The organism is Pengzhenrongella sicca (assembly GCF_017569225.1).
GTDB classification, from domain to species: domain Bacteria; phylum Actinomycetota; class Actinomycetes; order Actinomycetales; family Cellulomonadaceae; genus Pengzhenrongella; species Pengzhenrongella sicca.
The window spans coordinates 2,796,687-2,814,602 of sequence record NZ_CP071868.1 but is presented as its reverse complement, the minus strand read 5'-3'; the positions used below and the strand labels follow the sequence as shown (position 1 = coordinate 2,814,602).

The window sequence follows — 17,916 nt, the reverse complement described above, 5'->3', positions numbered from 1 at the left end:
AAGGAGTCCACATGTCACCCGCCGTCAGCTCGCGTCCCACGTCCGCCGTCCGCTGGCGCCGATTCCTCGGCGCCGCGGCCGCGGGATCCCTGCTCTTCGGGCTCGCCGCCTGCTCGTCCGACGACTCCGGGGGCGGCGACGACGACGCCGACACCGCCGCCGCGGGTGGGGACGTCACGGTCGGCCTCGTGACCAAGACCGACTCCAACCCGTTCTTCGTCAAGATGCGCGAGGCCGCGCAGGAGGCGGCGGACGCGGGCGGCGCCGAGCTCGTCGCGCTCGCGGGCGAGTTCGACGGCGACAACGAGGGGCAGGTCGCCGCGATCGAGAACCTCGTGAGCCAGGGCGTCGACGGCATCCTCATCACCCCGAACTCCTCGTCGGGCATCCTCGCGGCGATCGCCGACGCGCGGGACGCGGGCGTGCTCGTCATCGCGCTCGACACCGCGACGGACCCGGAGGACGCGGTCGACGCGACGTTCGCGACGGACAACCGGGTGGCGGGCGAGCTTCAGGGTAAGTGGGTCAAGGCGGCCCTCGGCGACACCGCGCCGCACGTCGCCATGCTCGACGGCACCCCGGGCGGCACCGTCGACACGTTCCGGCACGAGGGCTTCCTCACCGGCATGGGCCTGACCGAGGACGACCCGGCCATCGTCGGGATGGAGAACACGAACGGCGACCAGACGAAGGCGCAGGCCGCGATGGAGAACCTGCTCCAGCGCTCGACCGACATCAACGCGGTGTACACGATCAACGAGCCGGCCGCGCGGGGCGGGTACCAGGCGATCCTGGACGCCGGCCGCGCCGACCAGATCACGATCGGCTCCATCGACGGCTCGTGCTCCGGCGTCCAGGACGTCGCCGACGGCAAGGTCGGCGCGACCGTGATGCAGTTCCCGCAGAAGATGGCCGAGCAGGGTGTGCAGGCGGTCATCGCCTACGCCGAGGACGGCACCGCGCCGTCGGGGTTCAACGACACCGGCGCCCAGCTGATCACCGACCAGCCGATGGACGGGCTCGACTCCCAGGACACCACCTGGGGCGCCGAGAACTGCTGGGGCTGAGCCGATGGCCACCGCCGTCTCGACCCGGCCGGCACCCGGCCGGCTCGACCTCCAGGCGGCGCTGCGCAACCCGTTGCTCGGGCCGCTCGCCGCGCTCGCGATCGCTGTCGTCGTCTTCTCGGTCGTGACGGACTCGTTCCTCACCCCGCGGAACCTGTCGCTGATCCTCCAGCAGTCCGTCGTGATCGGGATCCTCGCCGTCGGGCAGACGCTCGTGATCCTCACGGCCGGCATCGACCTGTCGATCGGCGCCGTCGCGGTGCTCGGGACGATCGTGATGGCCAAGACGGGTGGGCCCGAGGGCGCCGCGATCGGGCTCGTCACGACCGTCATCGTGTGCGCGGCGGTGGGCGCCGTGAACGGGACGCTCGTGACCGCCCTGCGGCTGCCGCCGTTCATCGTGACCCTCGGGACGTTCACGGTCGTGTTCGCCGGCACCCAGCTCTACGCCGGGTCGGCGACCTATCCGGTGGCCGCCGGGCCGCTGACCTGGCTGGGGACCAAGTTCGACGTCGCCGGCTTCACCACGACGTACGGCGTGGTGGTGATGCTCGCGGTCTACGTCGTGGCCGGCTACGTGCTGTCGCAGACCGCGGCCGGCAAGCACGTGTACGCCGTCGGCGGCAGCCCGGAGGCCGCGCGCCTGACCGGGATCAAGGCGGGGCGCACCTTGCTGAGCGTCTACGTCATGACGGGACTCATCGCCGCCGTCGCGGCCTGGGCCGCGCTCGGCCGCATCCCGAACGCCGACCCGAACGCGTTCCAGAACGCCAACCTCGAGACGATCACCGCCGTGGTCATCGGCGGCACGAGCCTCTTCGGCGGCCGGGGCGGGGTCGCGGGCACGCTCGTCGGTACCCTCATCGTCGGGGTGCTGCGCAACGGCCTGACCCAGGCGGGCGTCGACAACCTGTACCAGAACGTCGCGACGGGGCTGCTGGTCATCCTCGCCGTGACCCTCGACCAGTTCGCCCGGCGGAGGAACCTGTGAGCGCCACGGCCAGCACCACCGAGAGCAGCCGGCGTCCGGTGCCGGGTACCCCCGTCCTGCAGGCGCGCGGGCTCGTCAAGCGGTACGGCAGCGTCACCGCGATCGACGGCGCGGACTTCGAGCTGCGCGCGGGCGAGGTGCTCGCCGTGATCGGGGACAACGGCGCGGGCAAGTCGACGCTGATCAAGGCCCTCGCCGGCGCGGTCGTGCCCGACGCGGGCGAGCTGTGGATGGACGGCGAGCTGGTCCGGTTCCACTCCACGCGGGACGCGCGGGCGCACGGCATCGAGACGGTCTACCAGGACCTCGCGGTGGCGCCGGCGCTGGACATCGCGAGCAACGTCTTCCTCGGTCGCGAGCTCCGCCGCCCCGGGTTCATGGGCACGGTGCTGCGCCGGCTCGACGGGCCGCGGATGCGCACGGAGTCGGCCGCCCACCTGTCGGACCTCGGGGTGCGGATCAAGTCCGTGCGCCAGCCGGTCGAGACGCTCTCGGGCGGCCAGCGGCAGGGCGTCGCCGTCGTCCGGGCGGCCGCGTTCGGCAAGCGCGTGATCATCATGGACGAGCCCACGGCCGCCCTCGGGGTGCGGGAGTCCGGGATGGTGATCGACCTCATCCGCTCGATCCGGGACCGGGGGCTGCCAGTCGTGCTCATCAGCCACGACATGCCGCACGTGTTCGAGGTCGCCGACCGGGTGCACGTGCACCGCCTCGGGCGGCGGGCGGCGGTCGTGCGGCCCGCCGAGCGCAGCATGGCCGAGGTGGTCGCCCTCATGACGGGCGCCCTCGAGCCGACCGACGAGGAGCGTGCGGGTGGTCGCTAGGCCGGTCGAGACGGACCTCGCCGACCTCGTCGACCGCGCGCGGGCGTTCGTCGTGCCCGGGCAGCGGCGCATGCTCGGGATCACCGGGGCTCCGGGGGCCGGCAAGTCGACGGTCGCGGAGGCCGTCGTCGCCGCGCTCGGCCCAGCCAGCGCGGTGCTCGTGCCGATGGACGGCTTCCACCTCGCGAACGCGGTCCTCGAGGCGCTCGGGCGGCGCGCTCGCAAGGGTGCGCACGACACGTTCGACGACGCCGGGTACGTCGCGCTGCTCGAGCGCCTGCGCGCGGCGCGCCCGGGCGAGACCGTGTATGCGCCCGCGTTCCGGCGCGACCTCGAGGAGCCGATCGGCTCGGCGCTCGCGGTCGCGCCGGACGTGCCGCTCGTCGTGACCGAGGGCAACTACCTGCTGCTCGAGCGCGACGCCTGGCCGCGCGCGCGGGCGCTGCTCGATGAGGTGTGGTTCCTCGCGCCGGGGGAGGACGTGCGCAAGGAGCGGCTCGTGCGCCGACACGAGGCCTTCGGCAAGTCGCCGGTCGACGCGCGGGCCTGGGCCCTGGGCACGGACCAGCGCAACGCCGAGCTCATCACGGCGACCGCTCCGCGCGCCGACGCGGTCTTCGTCCTGAGGTAGCCGTTCGCCCTGCCGACGGCGGGTGCGGTGCGGCATAGTGGTGCCGGGTTCGAGCGCGGTGCTGCGCAGGCTTGCGGCAGCGGCGCGCCGCGAGACCGAGCGCCCCGGACCTGGGGCGCCCAGCCTGCCGAGGGAGCCGCTGTGACCAGCTACGTCTTCGATTTCAGCCACGGTGACAAGGATCAGAAGGACCTGCTCGGCGGCAAGGGCGCCAACCTCGCCGAGATGACCCGGCTCGGCCTACCGGTGCCACCCGGCTTTACGATCACGACCGAGGCCTGCCGGCACTACCTCGCCCAGGGCTCCGAGCCGCAGGACCTGCGCCTGCAGGTCACGATGGCGCTGCGCCGGCTCGAGGACCAGGTAGGCCGCCGGCTCGGTGACTCGGTCGACCCGCTGCTGGTCAGCGTGCGCTCGGGGGCCAAGTTCTCGATGCCCGGGATGATGGAGACCGTCCTGAACGTCGGCCTCAACGACTACTCGGTGCTCGGGCTGATCGAGGCGTCCGGCGACGAGCGCTTCGTCTGGGACTCCTACCGGCGCCTGATCCAGATGTTCGGCAAGACCGTGCTCGGCATCGAGGGCGAGGCGTTCGCGGCGGCGCTCGACGCGGCGAAGCAGGTCAAGGGGGCCCGCAGCGACGTCGACCTCGACGCCGCGGACCTCAAGGACCTCGTCGGCGACTTCAAGGAGATCGTGCTCAAGCACACGGGGCGGGACTTCCCGCAGGATCCGCGCGAGCAGCTCGACCTCGCGACCCGCTCGGTGTTCGACTCGTGGAACACCGACCGCGCGCGGCTGTACCGCCGCCGCGAACGGATCGCGCACGACCTGGGCACGGCCGTGAACGTGTGCACGATGGTGTTCGGGAACCTGGGGGAGACCTCGGGCACGGGCGTGTGCTTCACGCGGGACCCGGCGACCGGCCGCCCGGGCGTCTACGGCGACTACATGACCAACGCGCAGGGCGAGGACGTCGTCTCCGGCATCCGCAACACGCTCTCGCTCGACGACTTCGCGGCGCTGGACCCGGCGTCCTACGGCGAGCTGCGCCAGATCATGCGCCGGCTCGAGACGCACTACCGCGACCTGTGCGACATCGAGTTCACCGTCGAGCGCGGCAAGCTCTGGATGCTGCAGACCCGCGTCGGCAAGCGCACCGCGGGGGCGGCCTTCCGGATCGCCTCGGCGCTCGTGGACGAGCGGCTGATCACCCTGGACGAGGCGCTCGAGCGCGTCACCGGCACGCAGCTCGCGAACCTCATGTTCCCGCAGTTCGACCCCGGCACGGCCCGCACGGCGCTCACGCGCGGGATGGCGGCGTCGCCGGGCGCCGCCGTCGGCAGGGTCGTCTTCGACTCGCCCACCGCGGTGGAATGGGCGGCGCGCGGCGAGCAGGTCGTCCTGCTGCGGCGCGAGACCAACCCCGAGGACCTCGAGGGCATGCTCGCCTCGGCCGGGATCCTGACTTCGCGCGGGGGCAAGACGTCGCACGCCGCCGTCGTCGCGCGCGGGATGGGCAAGACGGCCGTCTGCGGCGCCGACGAGCTCGAGGTCGACTCGGTCGCCAAGTACGCGCAGGCCGGCGGCGTCCGGGTCGAGGAGGGAGACCTCCTCTCGATCGACGGGACCACGGGCGAGGTGTTCGTGGGCCAGGTGCCGGTCGTGCCGTCCCCGGTCGTGCGGTACCTGGAGGAGGGGCTCGACGCGGCCGTCGAGGGCGCGGACGAGGGGACGGCCGATCTCGTGCGCGCCGTCGACCGGATCCTCGGGCACGCCGACGCGGTGCGCCGCCTCGGCGTCCGGGCCAACGCCGACACCGCCGACGACGCGGCCCGGGCCCGGCGGATGGGCGCCCAGGGCATCGGGCTGTGCCGCACCGAGCACATGTTCCTCGGCGACCGCCGGGTCCTGATCGAGCGGGTCATCCTCGCGGCCACGCCGGCCGAGCGCGCGAGCGCGCTCGAGGCGCTGCTGCCGATGCAGCGCGCCGACTTCACCGACCTGCTCGAGACCATGGACGGGCTGCCGGTCACGATCCGGCTGCTCGACCCGCCGCTGCACGAGTTCTTGCCGGACCGCGCCGACCTCATGGTCGAGGTGGCGCGCGCCGAGGAGCGCGGGGAGCCGGACGAGCGGGCGATCCGCATGCTCGCCGCGGTCAACCGGCTGCACGAGTCCAACCCGATGCTCGGGCTGCGCGGCGTGCGCCTCGGGCTCACGGTGCCGGGGCTGTTCTCGCTCCAGGTCCGGGCGATCGCCGAGGCGGTCGCCGCCCGCATCGCGGCGGGCGGGCACCCGCACGCCGAGATCATGATCCCGCTGGTCGGCTCGGTGATGGAGCTGCACCTGATCCGCGACGAGACCGACGGCGTGGTCGCCCAGGTCGGCGCCGACGCGGGGCTCGACCTCACCATCCCCGTCGGCACGATGATCGAGCTGCCGCGCGCCGCGCTCACGGCGTACCGGATCGCGGAGGCCGCGGAGTTCTTCTCCTTCGGCACCAACGACCTGACCCAGACGACCTGGGGCTTCTCGCGTGACGACGTCGAGGCGGCGTTCTTTGCGGCGTACCTGGAGAAGGGCGTGTTCACCGTCTCGCCGTTCGAGAGCCTCGACGTCGACGGAGTCGGGCGGCTCGTGCGGATCGCCGCGCAGGAGGGCCGCGCGGCCCGCCCCGACCTCAAGCTGGGCGTGTGCGGCGAGCACGGCGGCGACCCGGAGTCGATCCACTTCTTCCACCGGACGGGCCTGGACTACGTGTCGTGCTCGCCGTTCCGGGTGCCCGTCGCGCGCCTGGAGGCGGCCCGCGCGACACTCACGAGCGGCGTGGACGCGGCGAGCGCCTAGGGGTGCCGCGCCGCCGGCCAGGATGGGTCCTTGGTCACCGATCGCGGCCGATCGGCATGGGTACCGTGGTTGGCACCACCTGCTTCGACCTGCCCCGAGTATCGGCTGCACCACGGCCTCGGATGCATTCGGCGGCCGACCGGTAAAGGGCAGACATGCGTAGGCATGTCTGCTTCGCGCCGAATGTCGCAAATAGGTGCTGAGGTAAGATCATGGTTGACAATTGGTCGCCAGATCGTCAAGGACCATCGTGAGTTGTGCAAGGCGAGCGGAGACCTCCCCATGAAGATTGTTGTCGCCTACAAGTGGGCATCTAACCCGCAGGACGCAGCGGTCGGTGCCGACGGCGCCGTGGATTGGAACCGGGCGAAGCCCGGCATCAGCGAGTACGACCCGGTCGCGGCCGAGCTGGCGCGCCGGCTCGCGGACGCGACCGGCAGCGAGGTCATCGGGGTGACGGTCGGCGCCAAGCGCATCGACACGCCGCTGGCCCGCAAGGCCGCGCTTTCGCGCGGGATCGACCGCGCCGTCATCGTCGCCGATGACGCCCTCGACGGAGCGGGCACGACCGAGCTGGCAGCGGTGCTTGCCGCCGCCGTCCGCCACATCGGCGACGTCGACGTCGTCATCACCGGCGACTCCTCGGTGGATGTCGGCGGAAAGATGGTGCCGACGGTGCTCGCAGGCCAGCTCGGCTGGCCCGCGATCGCCGAGGTGACGTCGGTGTCCGGCGACGCCGGGTCGATCCAGGTCGTGCGCGCCGTCGCCGGCGGGACGCAGACCCTCGCGGTCTCCGGGCCCGTCGTGCTCGCCGCCTCGACCGACGCGGCCGTGCCGCGCGTGCCGGGCATGAAGGACATCCTGTCGGCGGGCAAGAAGCCGGTCGAGGTCCTCGACCTCGCCGCGCTGGAGGTCCCCGCGAGCGCATCGACCGTCGCGGTCACCGGGACGGCGCGTCCGGACCTGCCCGCCCGCAAGGGCATCATCATCAACACCTCCGATCCTGCGGCCGCTGCCGCCGAGCTGGTGGCCGCCCTGCGCGGCGCCGGCGTGCTCTGAGAACCCTCGAGACGAGAGAGATACCACGACCATGACTGTGAATACCTGGATCGTTGTCGCGGGTGACCCGGCGATCGCCACCCTGATCGAGACCGCACGCGCCCTGGGCGGCGACGTCACCGCCGCCGTCGTCGGCACGCGAGCGACGGCCGAGACGGTCGCCGCCGGCGGCGTCGACAAGGTCCTCTGGTTCGGCGAGCCCGGCGACGCGCCCGTCGAGGCCTTCGGCACCGCGGTGGCCGACGCCGTCGCCGCCGCCCCGGGCGTCGTGCTCGGCGCCGGCGGACCGGGCGAGCGCGTGCTGCTCGGCGCGGCCGCGGCCCGCCTGCAGGCGCCCGTGCTCACCGGTGCCTCCGCGGTCACGGCCGAGGGCGACACCATCGTGATCTCGCGGTCGATCTTCGGCGGGATCGCCGAGGAGAGCCTGACCGTGACCGGACCGGTCGTCCTGGTGCTCGAGGGCGGGCCCGTCCCGGCCGCCACCGGCACGGCGCCGATCGAGGACGTCGCGGTGACGCCGCTCGGCGTCGTCATCGTCGAGACCTCCGTCTCGGACGTCGCGCAGGTCGACCTGGGCGCCGCCCCGCGCGTCGTCGGCATCGGCCGCGGGCTCAAGGCGCAGGCCGACCTGGCCCTCGTCGAGGCGCTCGCGGACGCGACCAAGGCCGAGGTGGCCTGTTCGCGGCCCGTCGCCGAGGGCCTCGACTGGCTCGGCAAGGACCGGTACATCGGGGTCTCGGGCGCGCACATCTCGCCCGACCTGTACGTCGCGATCGGCATCTCCGGCCAGCTGCAGCACATGGTCGGCGTGCGCGGCGCGAAGACGATCGTCGCGATCAACACCGACGCCAACGCGCCGGTCTTCAAGGACGCCGACTACGGCCTCGTCGGCGACCTGTACGAGCTGGTCCCGGCCCTCACGGCTGCGCTGAAGTGACGACGCCCACGCCCGAGGTCGCCGAGGCCGCGGAGCCCGACTTCGACGTCATCGTCATCGGTGGCGGCATCGCCGGCTGCGTCACGGCGTACCAGCTCGCGCAGCAGGGTCGCACCGTCGTGCTCATCGAGCGCGGCGAGGCGCCCGGCTCGAAGAACCTCTCCGGCGGCGTGCTGTACTGCCGCGGGATGCAGGAGGTCTTCCCGGATTTCCTCACCGAGGCGCCCATCGAGCGGCACATCACCCGGAACTACATCAACTTCCTCAACGCCGAGAGCTCGATCGGGATCGACTACAAGGACTCGCGCCTTGCCGACCCGGTCAACGCGGTCACGGTGCTGCGCGCGAAGCTCGACGCGTGGCTCTCGGACAAGTGCGAGGAAGCCGGCGTGTTCATCATGCCCGGCGTCCGGGTGGACAAGGTCCTCACCGAGGACGGGCCGACCGGCAAGCGCGTCGTCGGGGTCAAGGCCGGCGACGACGAGCTGCACGCCCACGTGGTCGTGGCCGCGGACGGCGTGAACTCGTTCATCTCGCAGGAGGTGGGGCTGCGAACCAAGGAGCCCCTGAACCACCTCGCGATCGGCGTCAAGTGCGTCGTCAACCTGCCGCGCGAGACCGTCGAGTCGCGGTTCAACGTCACGGGCGACGAGGGCGCTGCGTTCGCCGTCGTCGGCGACTGCACGCAGGGGGTGGGCGGCGGAGGGTTCATGTACACGAACATCGACTCCGTCTCCGTCGGCGTCGTGTTGCGTCTCGACGACCTCACCGCGAAGAAGAAGTCGAGCTCGGAGATCTTCGACCACTTCCTCGCGCACCCGTACATCGCGCCCTATCTCGAGGGCGGGGAGCTCGTCGAGTACGGCTGCCACCTCGTCGCCGAGGGCGGCCTCGAGATGATGGGCGAGATCACGATGGACGGCCTCGTCGTCGTCGGGGACGCGGCCGGGCTCACGCTCAACACGGGTCTCACCGTCCGGGGGATGGACCTCGCGGTCGCCTCCGGGGTGGCCGCGGCCACCGGCATCGGCGCGGCGCTCGAGAGCAAGGACACCTCGAAGGCCGGGCTCGCCGGGTACCGCGCGGCGTTTGACGCCTCGTACGCCGGCCACGACATGAAGACCTACGCCAAGGCGCCGGGGTTCCTCGAGGTCGAGCGGATGTACAAGGACTACGGCGACCTGATCGGCAACGTCCTGCACGGCGTCTTCGATCACGACAACACGCCGCGCGAGCACATCATCAAGGTCGCGTACAAGGCCTTCAAGAAGTCACCGGTCAAGATCAAGCACCTCATCAGCGACGGCATTGCGGGGGTACGAGCACTGTGAAACCACTTTCCGTTCCGGAGCGCCTCGCGAAGAACCGCTTCGAGCTCGACGAGGAAGAAAGCCACATCGAGGTGAACCAGGAGGTCGTCAAGGCCACCGGGTGCGCCCAGACGATCGTGCGCTGCTGCTCGGCGCACGTGTACACGGAGGAGGCGGACGGGACGCTCTCCGTCGAGTACGCCGCCTGCCTCGAGTGCGGGACCTGCCTGCAGGTCGCCGCGCCCGGCGCGCTGAAATGGCACTACCCGCGCGGCGGCTTCGGCATCCAGTTCCGCGAGGGCTGACCGCAGCGCTCGCAGGACCGCTCGCGAACACAGGACCCGGTGGTGCGCTCGGCGCGCCGCCGGGTTCCGTGCGTCAGGGCTCGAGGCTCTCGAGCACGCCCTTGAGCGTGCGCAGGTCCGACGCCACGACGGCGAGGGTGGCCTCGAACGCGGCGTCGTCGGCGCCGACGGGGTGGAACAGCGTGAAGAGCACCTCGGAGCCGGTCCCGTTGGCGATGACGCGCATCGGGTTGGTGTCGTCCACGCCGTCGTCGGACGTGACGCGATGGTCGACGACGCCGAACCGGTTGTGCGGCGCGAACGCGACCTGGAACCGGCCGCCGGCGGTCTCGGCGACCCACCCGGCGGGCTCGCGGTGCACCGCGGTCGCGAAGCCGGGCGCCCAGGTGGGCAGGTGGTGCGGGTCGACGAGGTACCGGTACACGGCGTCCGGGGCCCGGTCGATCGAGACGCTGACGGTGCGTGCCGGGCGAGTGGTCATGCCCCGAGTATGCCGTCGCGCAGTGTTCACCCAGGCGTCGCACAGGCGACGGCCGGGGCCCGGGCCGGCTCACTAGCGTCGGTGACGTCCCGACCCGACGCCTGCAGACCAGGAGTTCTTGTGACCTCTCGACGCATCGCCGCAATCGCCGCGACGGCGGCCCTCACCCTCACCGGCGGGGCGTTCGCCGCCCAGTCCGCCGCCGCAGACTCGTCCAAAGGCAAGGCCAAGAACATCATCCTGCTGATCGGCGACGGGATGGGTGAGACGCACGTCGATGCCGCGAGCGTGCGCTACTACGGCGCCGCAGGCCAGCTGGCGATGGAGCAGCTGCCGGTCCTCGGCTCGGTGCAGACCTACGCGGTCGAGCGGGGCACCGCGGTGCCGGAGCTGGTGACGGACTCGGCGTCGGCGGCGACCGCGTGGTCGTCGGGGGTCAAGACCTACAACGCCGCGATCGGGGTCGACTCCTACGGCGCCATCGTCCCGACCCTCATGGAGCAGGCCAAGTCGGCCGGCCTGCGCACGGGCAACGTCTCGACGGCGGAGATCACCGACGCGACGCCCGCGGCGATGTTCTCGCACGCGGCCCTGCGCGGCTGCCAGGGCCCGACCTACACCGTCGAGTCCTGCGAGACCATCGGCGGCCAGCCCTACCTGCCGATCGCGCAGCAGATCGCGCGCAACAACGTCGCCGACGTCATCCTCGGCGGCGGCAACGCGCGATTCACGGCCGAGGATCAGGCGATCATGGAGACCAACGGCTACGAGGTGCTCGGCGCGTTCGGGACGACCGTCGCGACGGGCGCCGAGCTGGCGACGGTGACCGGGACCGACCGCAAGGTGATCGGCCTGTTCAACACGGGCAACATGACCGTCGAGGTCAACAAGGCCAAGGGGTTCCCGACCCCGGCCGTGCAGGCCGAGCCGAGCCTGCCGGAGATGACCACGAAGGCGATCGAGCTGCTGTCGCAGGGCAAGACCGCGCGCCGGAACGGGTTCTTCCTGCAGATCGAGGGCGCGATGATCGACAAGCGCTCGCACGCCAACGACGCGGCCCAGACCCTCGGCGAGATGAAGGCGTTCGACGACGCCGTCGCGGCCGCGGTCGCGTACGCCAAGACCGACAAGAACACGCTGGTGATCGTCACGGCGGACCACGAGTGCGCCGGCTTCAACATCATCGGCAAGGGGTCGTTCACCAACGCGGAGGCGGGCGCGCCCCCGATCAACCAGTCCGGGACCAGCTCCACCCAGACCCCGGTCCGGTCCAGCAACACGGCACTGGACCCGCTGCGCTCGACCGGTGCGGTCAACGGCGCCGGCTCGGCCAGCGCGACGAACTTCGCGCCGGCCACGTTCCGCACCGCGGACGACCCGGCGGAGGTTGTCGACGGCAGCCCCGAGGCGTCGCTGTGGCTGACCTACCTCTCGGGCAACCACACGGGCGCCGACGTCCCGCTGTTCAGCTTCGGGCGCGAGAGCGACCGGTTCGTGGGCGAGCAGGACAACACGGACCTGTACGACCAGATGGCCGCGGCGATCGGGCTGCGGGTGGCGTCCTGAGCCGATCCCGCGCGGTGGGCGGCGGGGCGCCGGGTGCGCCCCGCCGCGTGCGGCGTGCGCCCCGCGTGCGGGCGTCCGCTCGCCGGGCCGCGGGGTGCGTCCTCGCGGTCGGGCTGCTCGCCGCGCTCGCCGCGTGCTCGGCCGAGGGCTCGTCCGCCGACGGCGCGGCTCGGGTCGATGCGGCGGCGTCGGCCGCGGCCGTGGCCCGGCAGGCGCCCGCCGACGAGGAGGCTCCCGCCGCGACGGTGGCGCCGGGGGCGGCCGCGGGCTCGGTCGAGGTGCTGCCGGGTCCGTTCGTCGAGCGGCTGCGGCTGAGCGCGCTCGCGCTGAGCGAGCCGGACGCCGGCGGCGCGCAGACCGTCACCGGCCAGCTCGACGTGGTCTCCGACGTGAGCGAGGTGATCGCCCTCGAGGTGCGCGTCGACTGCTACGACGCCGCGGGTGCGCTGCTCGGCAGCGGCCGGCAGGTGCTCGACTCCGCCGCGACCGAACAGTTCCACTCGGCGGCGGGCGTGATCGGGGTGCCCCTGTCGGTGAGCTGCCCGGCGGGCGCGGCGCACAGCGCCATCCTGAGCGTCCCGGTGCTGGTGAACGAGTAGGGGCTGGTGAACGAGTCGGCGCCGGTGAACGAGTAGGTGGCGCGCCGGGTTCGGGCGGCGCGATCACCGCGCCGTCGGTAGGGTCGGTGATCATGGCGACGCACCGTGAAACGACGCACCGTGAGATCGAGATCAAGCGCGAGGTGTCGGCGGAGGTCGCGATGCCCGAGCTGTCCGGCCTGCCGGGCGTCACCGCCGTCGAGACGCTCGAGGCCGTCGCGCTCGAGGCGGTCTACCTCGACACCCCCGACCTGCGGCTCGCGACGGCGGGGCTCACGCTGCGCCGGCGCACCGGCGGGCCCGACGCGGGCTGGCACCTGAAGCTGCCGGTCGCTGCGGACGAGCGGACCGAGATCCAGGTGCCGCTCGGCCCCGACGACGAGCCGGTGCCGCGCGAGCTCGCCGCCGCGGTGCGCGCCCGCGTTCGCGCCGCGCCCCTGGCGGAGGTCGCCGTGCTGCGCACCCGGCGGACCGTGCACCTGCTGCGCGACGCGGACGGCCGGGTCCTGGCCGAGGTGGCCGACGACGTCGTGACGTCGCGCGCGCCGGGCGACGGCGAGGTGCGCCTCGACGCGTGGCGCGAGTGGGAGGTCGAGCTCGCCGGCGGCGACCGTGCCCTGCTGGCCGCCGCGCTCACGCTCGTCGAGGCGGCCGGGGCGACGGCGGGCTCGCCGTCCAAGCTCGCCCGCGCACTGGGCCCGCGGCTGGTCGCGGCGCGGCGCGACGCCGGCTACGCGGCCCCGACCGACCCGCGGTCGGCCGGGGCGGTGCTCACGGCCTACCTGCGCGGCCGGCGCGACGAGCTGCTCGCGCAGGACCCGCGCGTGCGGCGCGACGAGCCCGACTCGGTGCACCAGATGCGCGTCGCGACCCGGCGCCTGCGCAGCGCGCTGGCGACCGGCCGGACGCTGCTCGCGGGCGAGCCTGCGGCCCAGGTCCGGGCGGAGCTCAGCTGGGTCGCGGGGCTGCTCGGCGCGGCGCGCGACGCGGAGGTGGGCCGCGCCCGGTTCGCCGAGCTGCTCGCCCAGGAGCCCGCCGAGCTCGTGCTCGGCCCGGTCGCCGAGCGCCTCGACGCGGACCGTGCCGACGCGTACGCAGGCGCCCTGGGCGCGGTGCACGCCGCGCTCGACTCCGATCGCTACCTCGGGCTGCTGGACGCCCTCGACGCGCTCGTCGCCGAGCCTCCGCTGACGAAGGCCGCCCGCGCCCGTGCCTCGACGGCGCTGCCGCGCCTGGTCCGGCGCGACTGGAACCGGCTCGCGCGGGCCTTTCGAGCGGCCTCGCTCGCCGGCCCGGGGCCGGACCGCGAGCACCTGCTGCACGAGGCGCGCAAGGCGGCGAAGCGGGCCCGCCACGCGGGAGAGCTCGTGGCGCCCTCGGCCGGCAAGCCCGCGCTGCGGTTCGCGCGGGCGACCAAGAAGCTCGCCGACCTGCTGGGCCTGCACCACGACAGCGTCGAGGTGCGCTCGGTCCTGCGCCGGGTCGGGGAGCAGGCCGACCTGGCGGGGGAGCCCACCTTCACGTACGGGCGGCTGCACGCCCTCGAGCAGGCCCGGGCCGAGGGGATCGAGGAGCGGCTGCCGGCGCTGTGGGACACGGTGTCCGCACGGCGCCGGCGGCGCTGGCTCGGCTGAGCCGGATCGGTCCGGTCGGTTCAGTCCGCGGCGACGGCGTCGAGCACGGGCAGCCGCGCGGCCCGGACGGCGGGCCAGAGCGCGGCGAGGACGCCCACGGCGGCGGCCGCCGCGACCATCGCGGCGAGCTGGCCCCAGGGGATCGCGAGCGTCGTCAGCCCGACGTCCGCGAACAACGTCGGCATGGCGGCCGCGACCGCGACCCCGACGCCGACCCCGACGAGCGTGCCGAACACGGCGGTGAGGACGGACTCGATCGTGACGATCCCGGCCAGCTGCGCGCGGCCGAGGCCGACGGCCCGCATGAGGCCGATCTCGCGCGTGCGCTCGATCACGGACAGCGCGAGCGTGTTCACGATCCCCAGGATCGCGATGACGACCGAGAGGCCGAGCAGCGCGTAGAGGATCACGAGGATCTGGTCGACCTGCGCGGCCAGGTCCGACGCGAAGTCGTCCTGGTCGAGCACCGACAGCACCGCGTACGGCGCCGCCACCGCGACCAGGTCGGCGCGCAGCTGCGCGGGCGTCGCGGCCGGCGCCGCAGTGACCAGCAGCGAGTCGATCGCGCGGTGCGCCGGCGACACGATCTCGGCGAAGACGTCGTCGGGCGCCAGGATCGGCGCGCTGAAGCCGTCGGAGCGGACGATCGCGCCGACGACGGCGGTCGTCTCGGCCGCGTCCGACCCGAAGGTCACCGTGTCCCCGAGCTCCCACCCGTTGTCCTTCGCCGCGGCGACCTGGACCGCGATCTCGCCGTCGGCCAGCGCGCCGAGGGAGCCCTCGACCGTCTCGATCTCCAGGGTCCGGCCGAACGCCGCGACCGGCAGCCCGATGATCTCCATCGTGGGTGCTGCCTCTGCGCCCGCGGCGTCGGTCGCCACGAGCGCCGTGCCGTAGTCGACCCGGTCCACCGCGGCGACCGAGTCGAGCCCGGTCACCTGCGCCTCGACGCCGGCGGGCACGTCCCAGGTAGCCGACCTGATCGTGAAGTCGGCGACCCACTCGGTCTCGACGATCGATCGGATCGACACGGTTGCGGAGGCCGCGAGCACGGTGACCGCGCCGACGAGCGCCATCCCGACCATCAGCGCGCCTGCGGTGTTCGCGGTGCGCCGCGGGTTGCGGACAACGTTGCCGCGCGCGAGCCGGCCCAGGGGCTTGACCGTCGCGACGAAGACGGCCGCGAGGACGCCGAGCGTGCGGCGGGCGATCACGGGCGCCAGCAGGAGCATCCCGAGGACGAGGCCGACCGCGCCGAGCCCGAGCAGGACGGCGCCGTTCGCGTCGGCCAGGGTGACTGCCGCGACCACGGCGGCGGCGCCCGCTCCCGCGAACGCGAGACCGACGATCGTCCGCACGCGGAGCGACCTCTCGGCGCTCGCGACGTCGTCGCGCATCGCCTCGACGGGCGGCGTCAGGGCGGCGCGCCGGGCGGGCAGCGCCGCGGCGGCGAGGCTCACGAGCGTCCCGATGAGCAGCGAGGTCGCCACCGTGCCGACCGTCAGCGGGACCTGGCCCGACAGTGCCATGCCCATGCGATCGAAGACCACCCGCAGCACGGACACGAGGCCGACTCCCGCCGCGATGCCCACCGCCGACCCGGCGAGGCCGACGACGCCTGCCTGGATGAGGATCGAGGCGAACACCTGCGTGGGGGAGGCGCCGACGGCGCGCAGCATCGCGAACTCGCGCATCCGTTCCCGCACCGACATCGCGAACGTGTTCGCGATGATGTAGGCGCCGACGAACAGCGAGATCCCCGCGAACACGAGCAGGAACGTGGTGACGAAGCCGAGGGACTCGTCGATCGTCTCCTGGGTCTCGGCGCGTGCCGCGGCGCCCGTGACCGCCTGGGCCGCGTCGGCGCCCGACGTCGCGAGCAGCGGGCTGATCCGGTCGACCAGGTCCTGCTCGTCGATCCCGGGATCGGCGAACACCTCGATCGAGGGCACCTGGCCGTCCGCGGCGAACGCCGCGGTCGCCGTCGCGACGTCGAGGAACGTGATCGTCGCGCCCGCGACCGGCGCCCCGAACGACAGGTCGCCGACGACGGTCACGGTGCGCAGCTCGCCGAACAGGACGATCGTCGTCTCGTCGCCCAGCGCCAGGCCCGACGTCTCAAGCGTCGCCGACTCCAGCGCGATCTCGCGCTCGTTGCGGGGCAGTGCGCCCGCCACGAGGTCGACGGTGGGGTTGTCCGGGTCGAGGGCCATCGCGAAGCTCGGGGCCCCGGAGCCCATGACCGCGGTGCCGTCCGCGCCGACGAGGACGATCGGGCCCTCGAGGTCGGGGAAGGCGTGCGCGACGCCGTCGACGCCGGCGAGCTCCGCCGCGAGCGAGGCCGGGATCGAGCCGCGCTCGCCGTCCGCGGGGGCGGAGTCGGCGGTCTGCGGCCCGGACGCGGCAACGGCGGTGCCGCGGACGTAGGCATCGCCGACCATCGAGCTCTGGACGATATCCGTGAACGTCGCCGACATCATCGTGCGCAGCGAGAAGGTGCCCGCCACGAAGGCGACGCCGAGCGTGACGGCGAGCACCGACAGCACGAAGCGCACCAGGTGGGCGCGGATGCCGCGGAGCGCGACGCGGCCCATCAGGCGCCGACCGAGCTGAGCGACGCGGCCTCGGCGGCGGGCGCGGGCGTGCCGAGCGACCCGAGGACCTCCAGGACCGACGCCTGGGTCGGCGCGGTGATCTCGGCGACCAGAGCGCCGTCGGCCAGGAACAGGACGCGGTGCGCGAAGGACGCGGCGCGTGGGTCGTGGGTCACCATGACGACCGACTGCCCGAGGTCGTCGACCGACGCGCGCAGGAAGCCGAGCAGCTGCCCGGACGCGGTCGAGTCGAGGTTTCCGGTCGGCTCGTCCGCGAAGATCACGGCGGGCTTGGCGACGAGGGCCCGCGCGCACGCGACGCGCTGCTGCTGCCCGCCGGACAGCTCGCTCGGGCGGTGCCCCAGCCGGTCCTGGAGGCCGAGCGCGGCCACGATCGCGTCGAAGTGAGCCCGATCGACCGGGCGGCGCGCGATGTCGAGCGGCAGGGTGATGTTCTCGGCCGCCGTCAGGGTGGGCACGAGGTTGAACGCCTGGAAGATGAACCCGAGCCGCGTGCGGCGCAGCCGCGTCAGCTGGCGCTGGTTCATGAGGCCGACGTCCTCGCCGTCGACGACCACGGAGCCGGCCGTGGCGGTGTCGAGCCCGGCCATGCAGTGCATCAGGGTCGACTTGCCCGAGCCCGACGGGCCCATGATCGCGGTGAGCTCGCCGCGGCGGAAGTCGACGTCGATGCCGGCCAGCGCCGTGACCGCCGTCTGGCCCGCGCCGTACGTCTTGACGAGTCCGCGCGCTGAGGCGATGGCGCTCGCGGGGGCGGGTGCTGGTGAAGGTGCGGGTGCGGAGGTGCTGGGAGTCATGGAGCCGTGCTTCGACATGCTCGTCCTTCGTGGTCGTTCGGGGGGTCGGGGCTGGTCAGGGACCGCCGCTGGTGGCGACGTGACCACTCTTGCGGGCCCGGCGACCGGTGGGGATCCGTCAGCACCCTGGCTGCACCCTGAACTAACCCTGATTTGCGCCTGTGAGTTCTCAGGGTCGGCCGGCGCGCTCGGACCCCGGGCGGTCCGACGGGGCGCCGGGCGGGGGCGTCGATGGTGGGCGGGGCGTCGA

At 73.3% G+C, this 17,916-nt stretch carries 15 protein-coding genes; 12 read left to right on the top strand and 3 right to left on the bottom strand.

Going from position 1 to position 17,916, the window contains the following annotated elements; all coding sequences use genetic code 11:
• Nucleotides 1–11: 11 nt before the first annotated feature.
• The 9 genes from J4E96_RS12935 to J4E96_RS12895 all read left to right on the top strand — a co-directional run bounded on the left by J4E96_RS12935 (nt 12) and on the right by J4E96_RS12895 (nt 9,974).
• Nucleotides 12–1,067 carry a substrate-binding domain-containing protein gene (locus J4E96_RS12935; RefSeq protein WP_227422511.1) on the top strand — a complete coding sequence of 352 codons (1,056 nt, stop codon included), beginning with the start codon at nt 12–14 and terminating at the stop codon, nt 1,065–1,067.
• A gap of 4 nt (nt 1,068–1,071) precedes the next feature.
• Nucleotides 1,072–2,058, top strand: coding sequence for an ABC transporter permease (locus J4E96_RS12930; protein WP_227422510.1), 987 nt, complete (start codon nt 1,072–1,074; stop codon nt 2,056–2,058).
• On the top strand, nt 2,055–2,882 hold the full coding sequence (locus tag J4E96_RS12925; RefSeq protein ID WP_227422509.1) for an ATP-binding cassette domain-containing protein: 828 nt from the start codon (nt 2,055–2,057) through the stop codon (nt 2,880–2,882). Before J4E96_RS12930 ends, J4E96_RS12925 begins: the two co-directional genes overlap by 4 nt.
• On the top strand, nt 2,872–3,513 hold the full coding sequence (locus tag J4E96_RS12920; protein ID WP_227422508.1) for a nucleoside/nucleotide kinase family protein: 642 nt from the start codon (nt 2,872–2,874) through the stop codon (nt 3,511–3,513). Before J4E96_RS12925 ends, J4E96_RS12920 begins: the two co-directional genes overlap by 11 nt.
• A 141-nt stretch (nt 3,514–3,654) precedes the next feature.
• Entirely contained in the window at nt 3,655–6,363 is a 2,709-nt protein-coding gene (gene ppdK, locus J4E96_RS12915) for a pyruvate, phosphate dikinase (protein ID WP_227422507.1), read from the top strand.
• Between the two features lie 282 nt (nt 6,364–6,645).
• Entirely contained in the window at nt 6,646–7,422 is a 777-nt protein-coding gene (locus tag J4E96_RS12910) for an electron transfer flavoprotein subunit beta/FixA family protein (protein ID WP_227422506.1), read from the top strand.
• 31 nt (nt 7,423–7,453) lie between these two features.
• On the top strand, nt 7,454–8,359 hold the full coding sequence (locus tag J4E96_RS12905; protein ID WP_227422505.1) for an electron transfer flavoprotein subunit alpha/FixB family protein: 906 nt from the start codon (nt 7,454–7,456) through the stop codon (nt 8,357–8,359).
• The gene (locus tag J4E96_RS12900) at nt 8,356–9,690 is read left to right on the top strand and encodes an FAD-dependent oxidoreductase (protein ID WP_227422504.1); all 1,335 of its coding nucleotides are present in this window, start codon (nt 8,356–8,358) and stop codon (nt 9,688–9,690) included. Before J4E96_RS12905 ends, J4E96_RS12900 begins: the two co-directional genes overlap by 4 nt.
• Nucleotides 9,687–9,974, top strand: coding sequence for a ferredoxin family protein (locus J4E96_RS12895; protein WP_227422503.1), 288 nt, complete (start codon nt 9,687–9,689; stop codon nt 9,972–9,974). The genes J4E96_RS12900 and J4E96_RS12895 overlap by 4 nt, the downstream gene beginning before the upstream one ends.
• Before the next feature lie 73 nt (nt 9,975–10,047).
• Here the strand turns inward: J4E96_RS12895 and J4E96_RS12890 are convergent, their stop codons facing one another.
• Nucleotides 10,048–10,455: an SRPBCC family protein gene (locus tag J4E96_RS12890; RefSeq protein WP_227422502.1), complete on the bottom strand. Its 408-nt coding sequence runs from the start codon at nt 10,453–10,455 to the stop codon at nt 10,048–10,050.
• Between the two features lie 120 nt (nt 10,456–10,575).
• Between J4E96_RS12890 and J4E96_RS12885 the strand changes: the two genes are divergently transcribed.
• The 3 genes from J4E96_RS12885 (at nt 10,576) to J4E96_RS12875 (ending at nt 14,254) form a co-directional block, all read left to right on the top strand.
• Complete coding sequence (locus tag J4E96_RS12885) at nt 10,576–12,021, top strand: alkaline phosphatase (RefSeq protein ID WP_227422501.1); 1,446 nt, start codon at nt 10,576–10,578, stop codon at nt 12,019–12,021.
• 65 nt (nt 12,022–12,086) lie between these two features.
• The gene (locus J4E96_RS12880) at nt 12,087–12,620 is read left to right on the top strand and encodes a hypothetical protein (RefSeq protein ID WP_227422500.1); all 534 of its coding nucleotides are present in this window, start codon (nt 12,087–12,089) and stop codon (nt 12,618–12,620) included.
• A 92-nt stretch (nt 12,621–12,712) separates the two neighbouring features.
• Nucleotides 12,713–14,254: a CYTH and CHAD domain-containing protein gene (locus tag J4E96_RS12875; protein ID WP_227422499.1), complete on the top strand. Its 1,542-nt coding sequence runs from the start codon at nt 12,713–12,715 to the stop codon at nt 14,252–14,254.
• A 20-nt stretch (nt 14,255–14,274) separates the two neighbouring features.
• Here J4E96_RS12875 and J4E96_RS12870 read toward each other — a convergent pair whose 3' ends face one another.
• Together J4E96_RS12870 and J4E96_RS12865 are read right to left on the bottom strand one after the other, a co-directional pair.
• Complete coding sequence (locus tag J4E96_RS12870) at nt 14,275–16,848, bottom strand: ABC transporter permease (RefSeq protein ID WP_227422498.1); 2,574 nt, start codon at nt 16,846–16,848, stop codon at nt 14,275–14,277.
• Nucleotides 16,848–17,666, bottom strand: a complete 819-nt coding sequence (locus tag J4E96_RS12865) for an ABC transporter ATP-binding protein (RefSeq protein ID WP_227422497.1) — start codon at nt 17,664–17,666, stop codon at nt 16,848–16,850. The genes J4E96_RS12870 and J4E96_RS12865 overlap by 1 nt, the downstream gene beginning before the upstream one ends.
• Nucleotides 17,667–17,916: the final 250 nt, after the last annotated feature.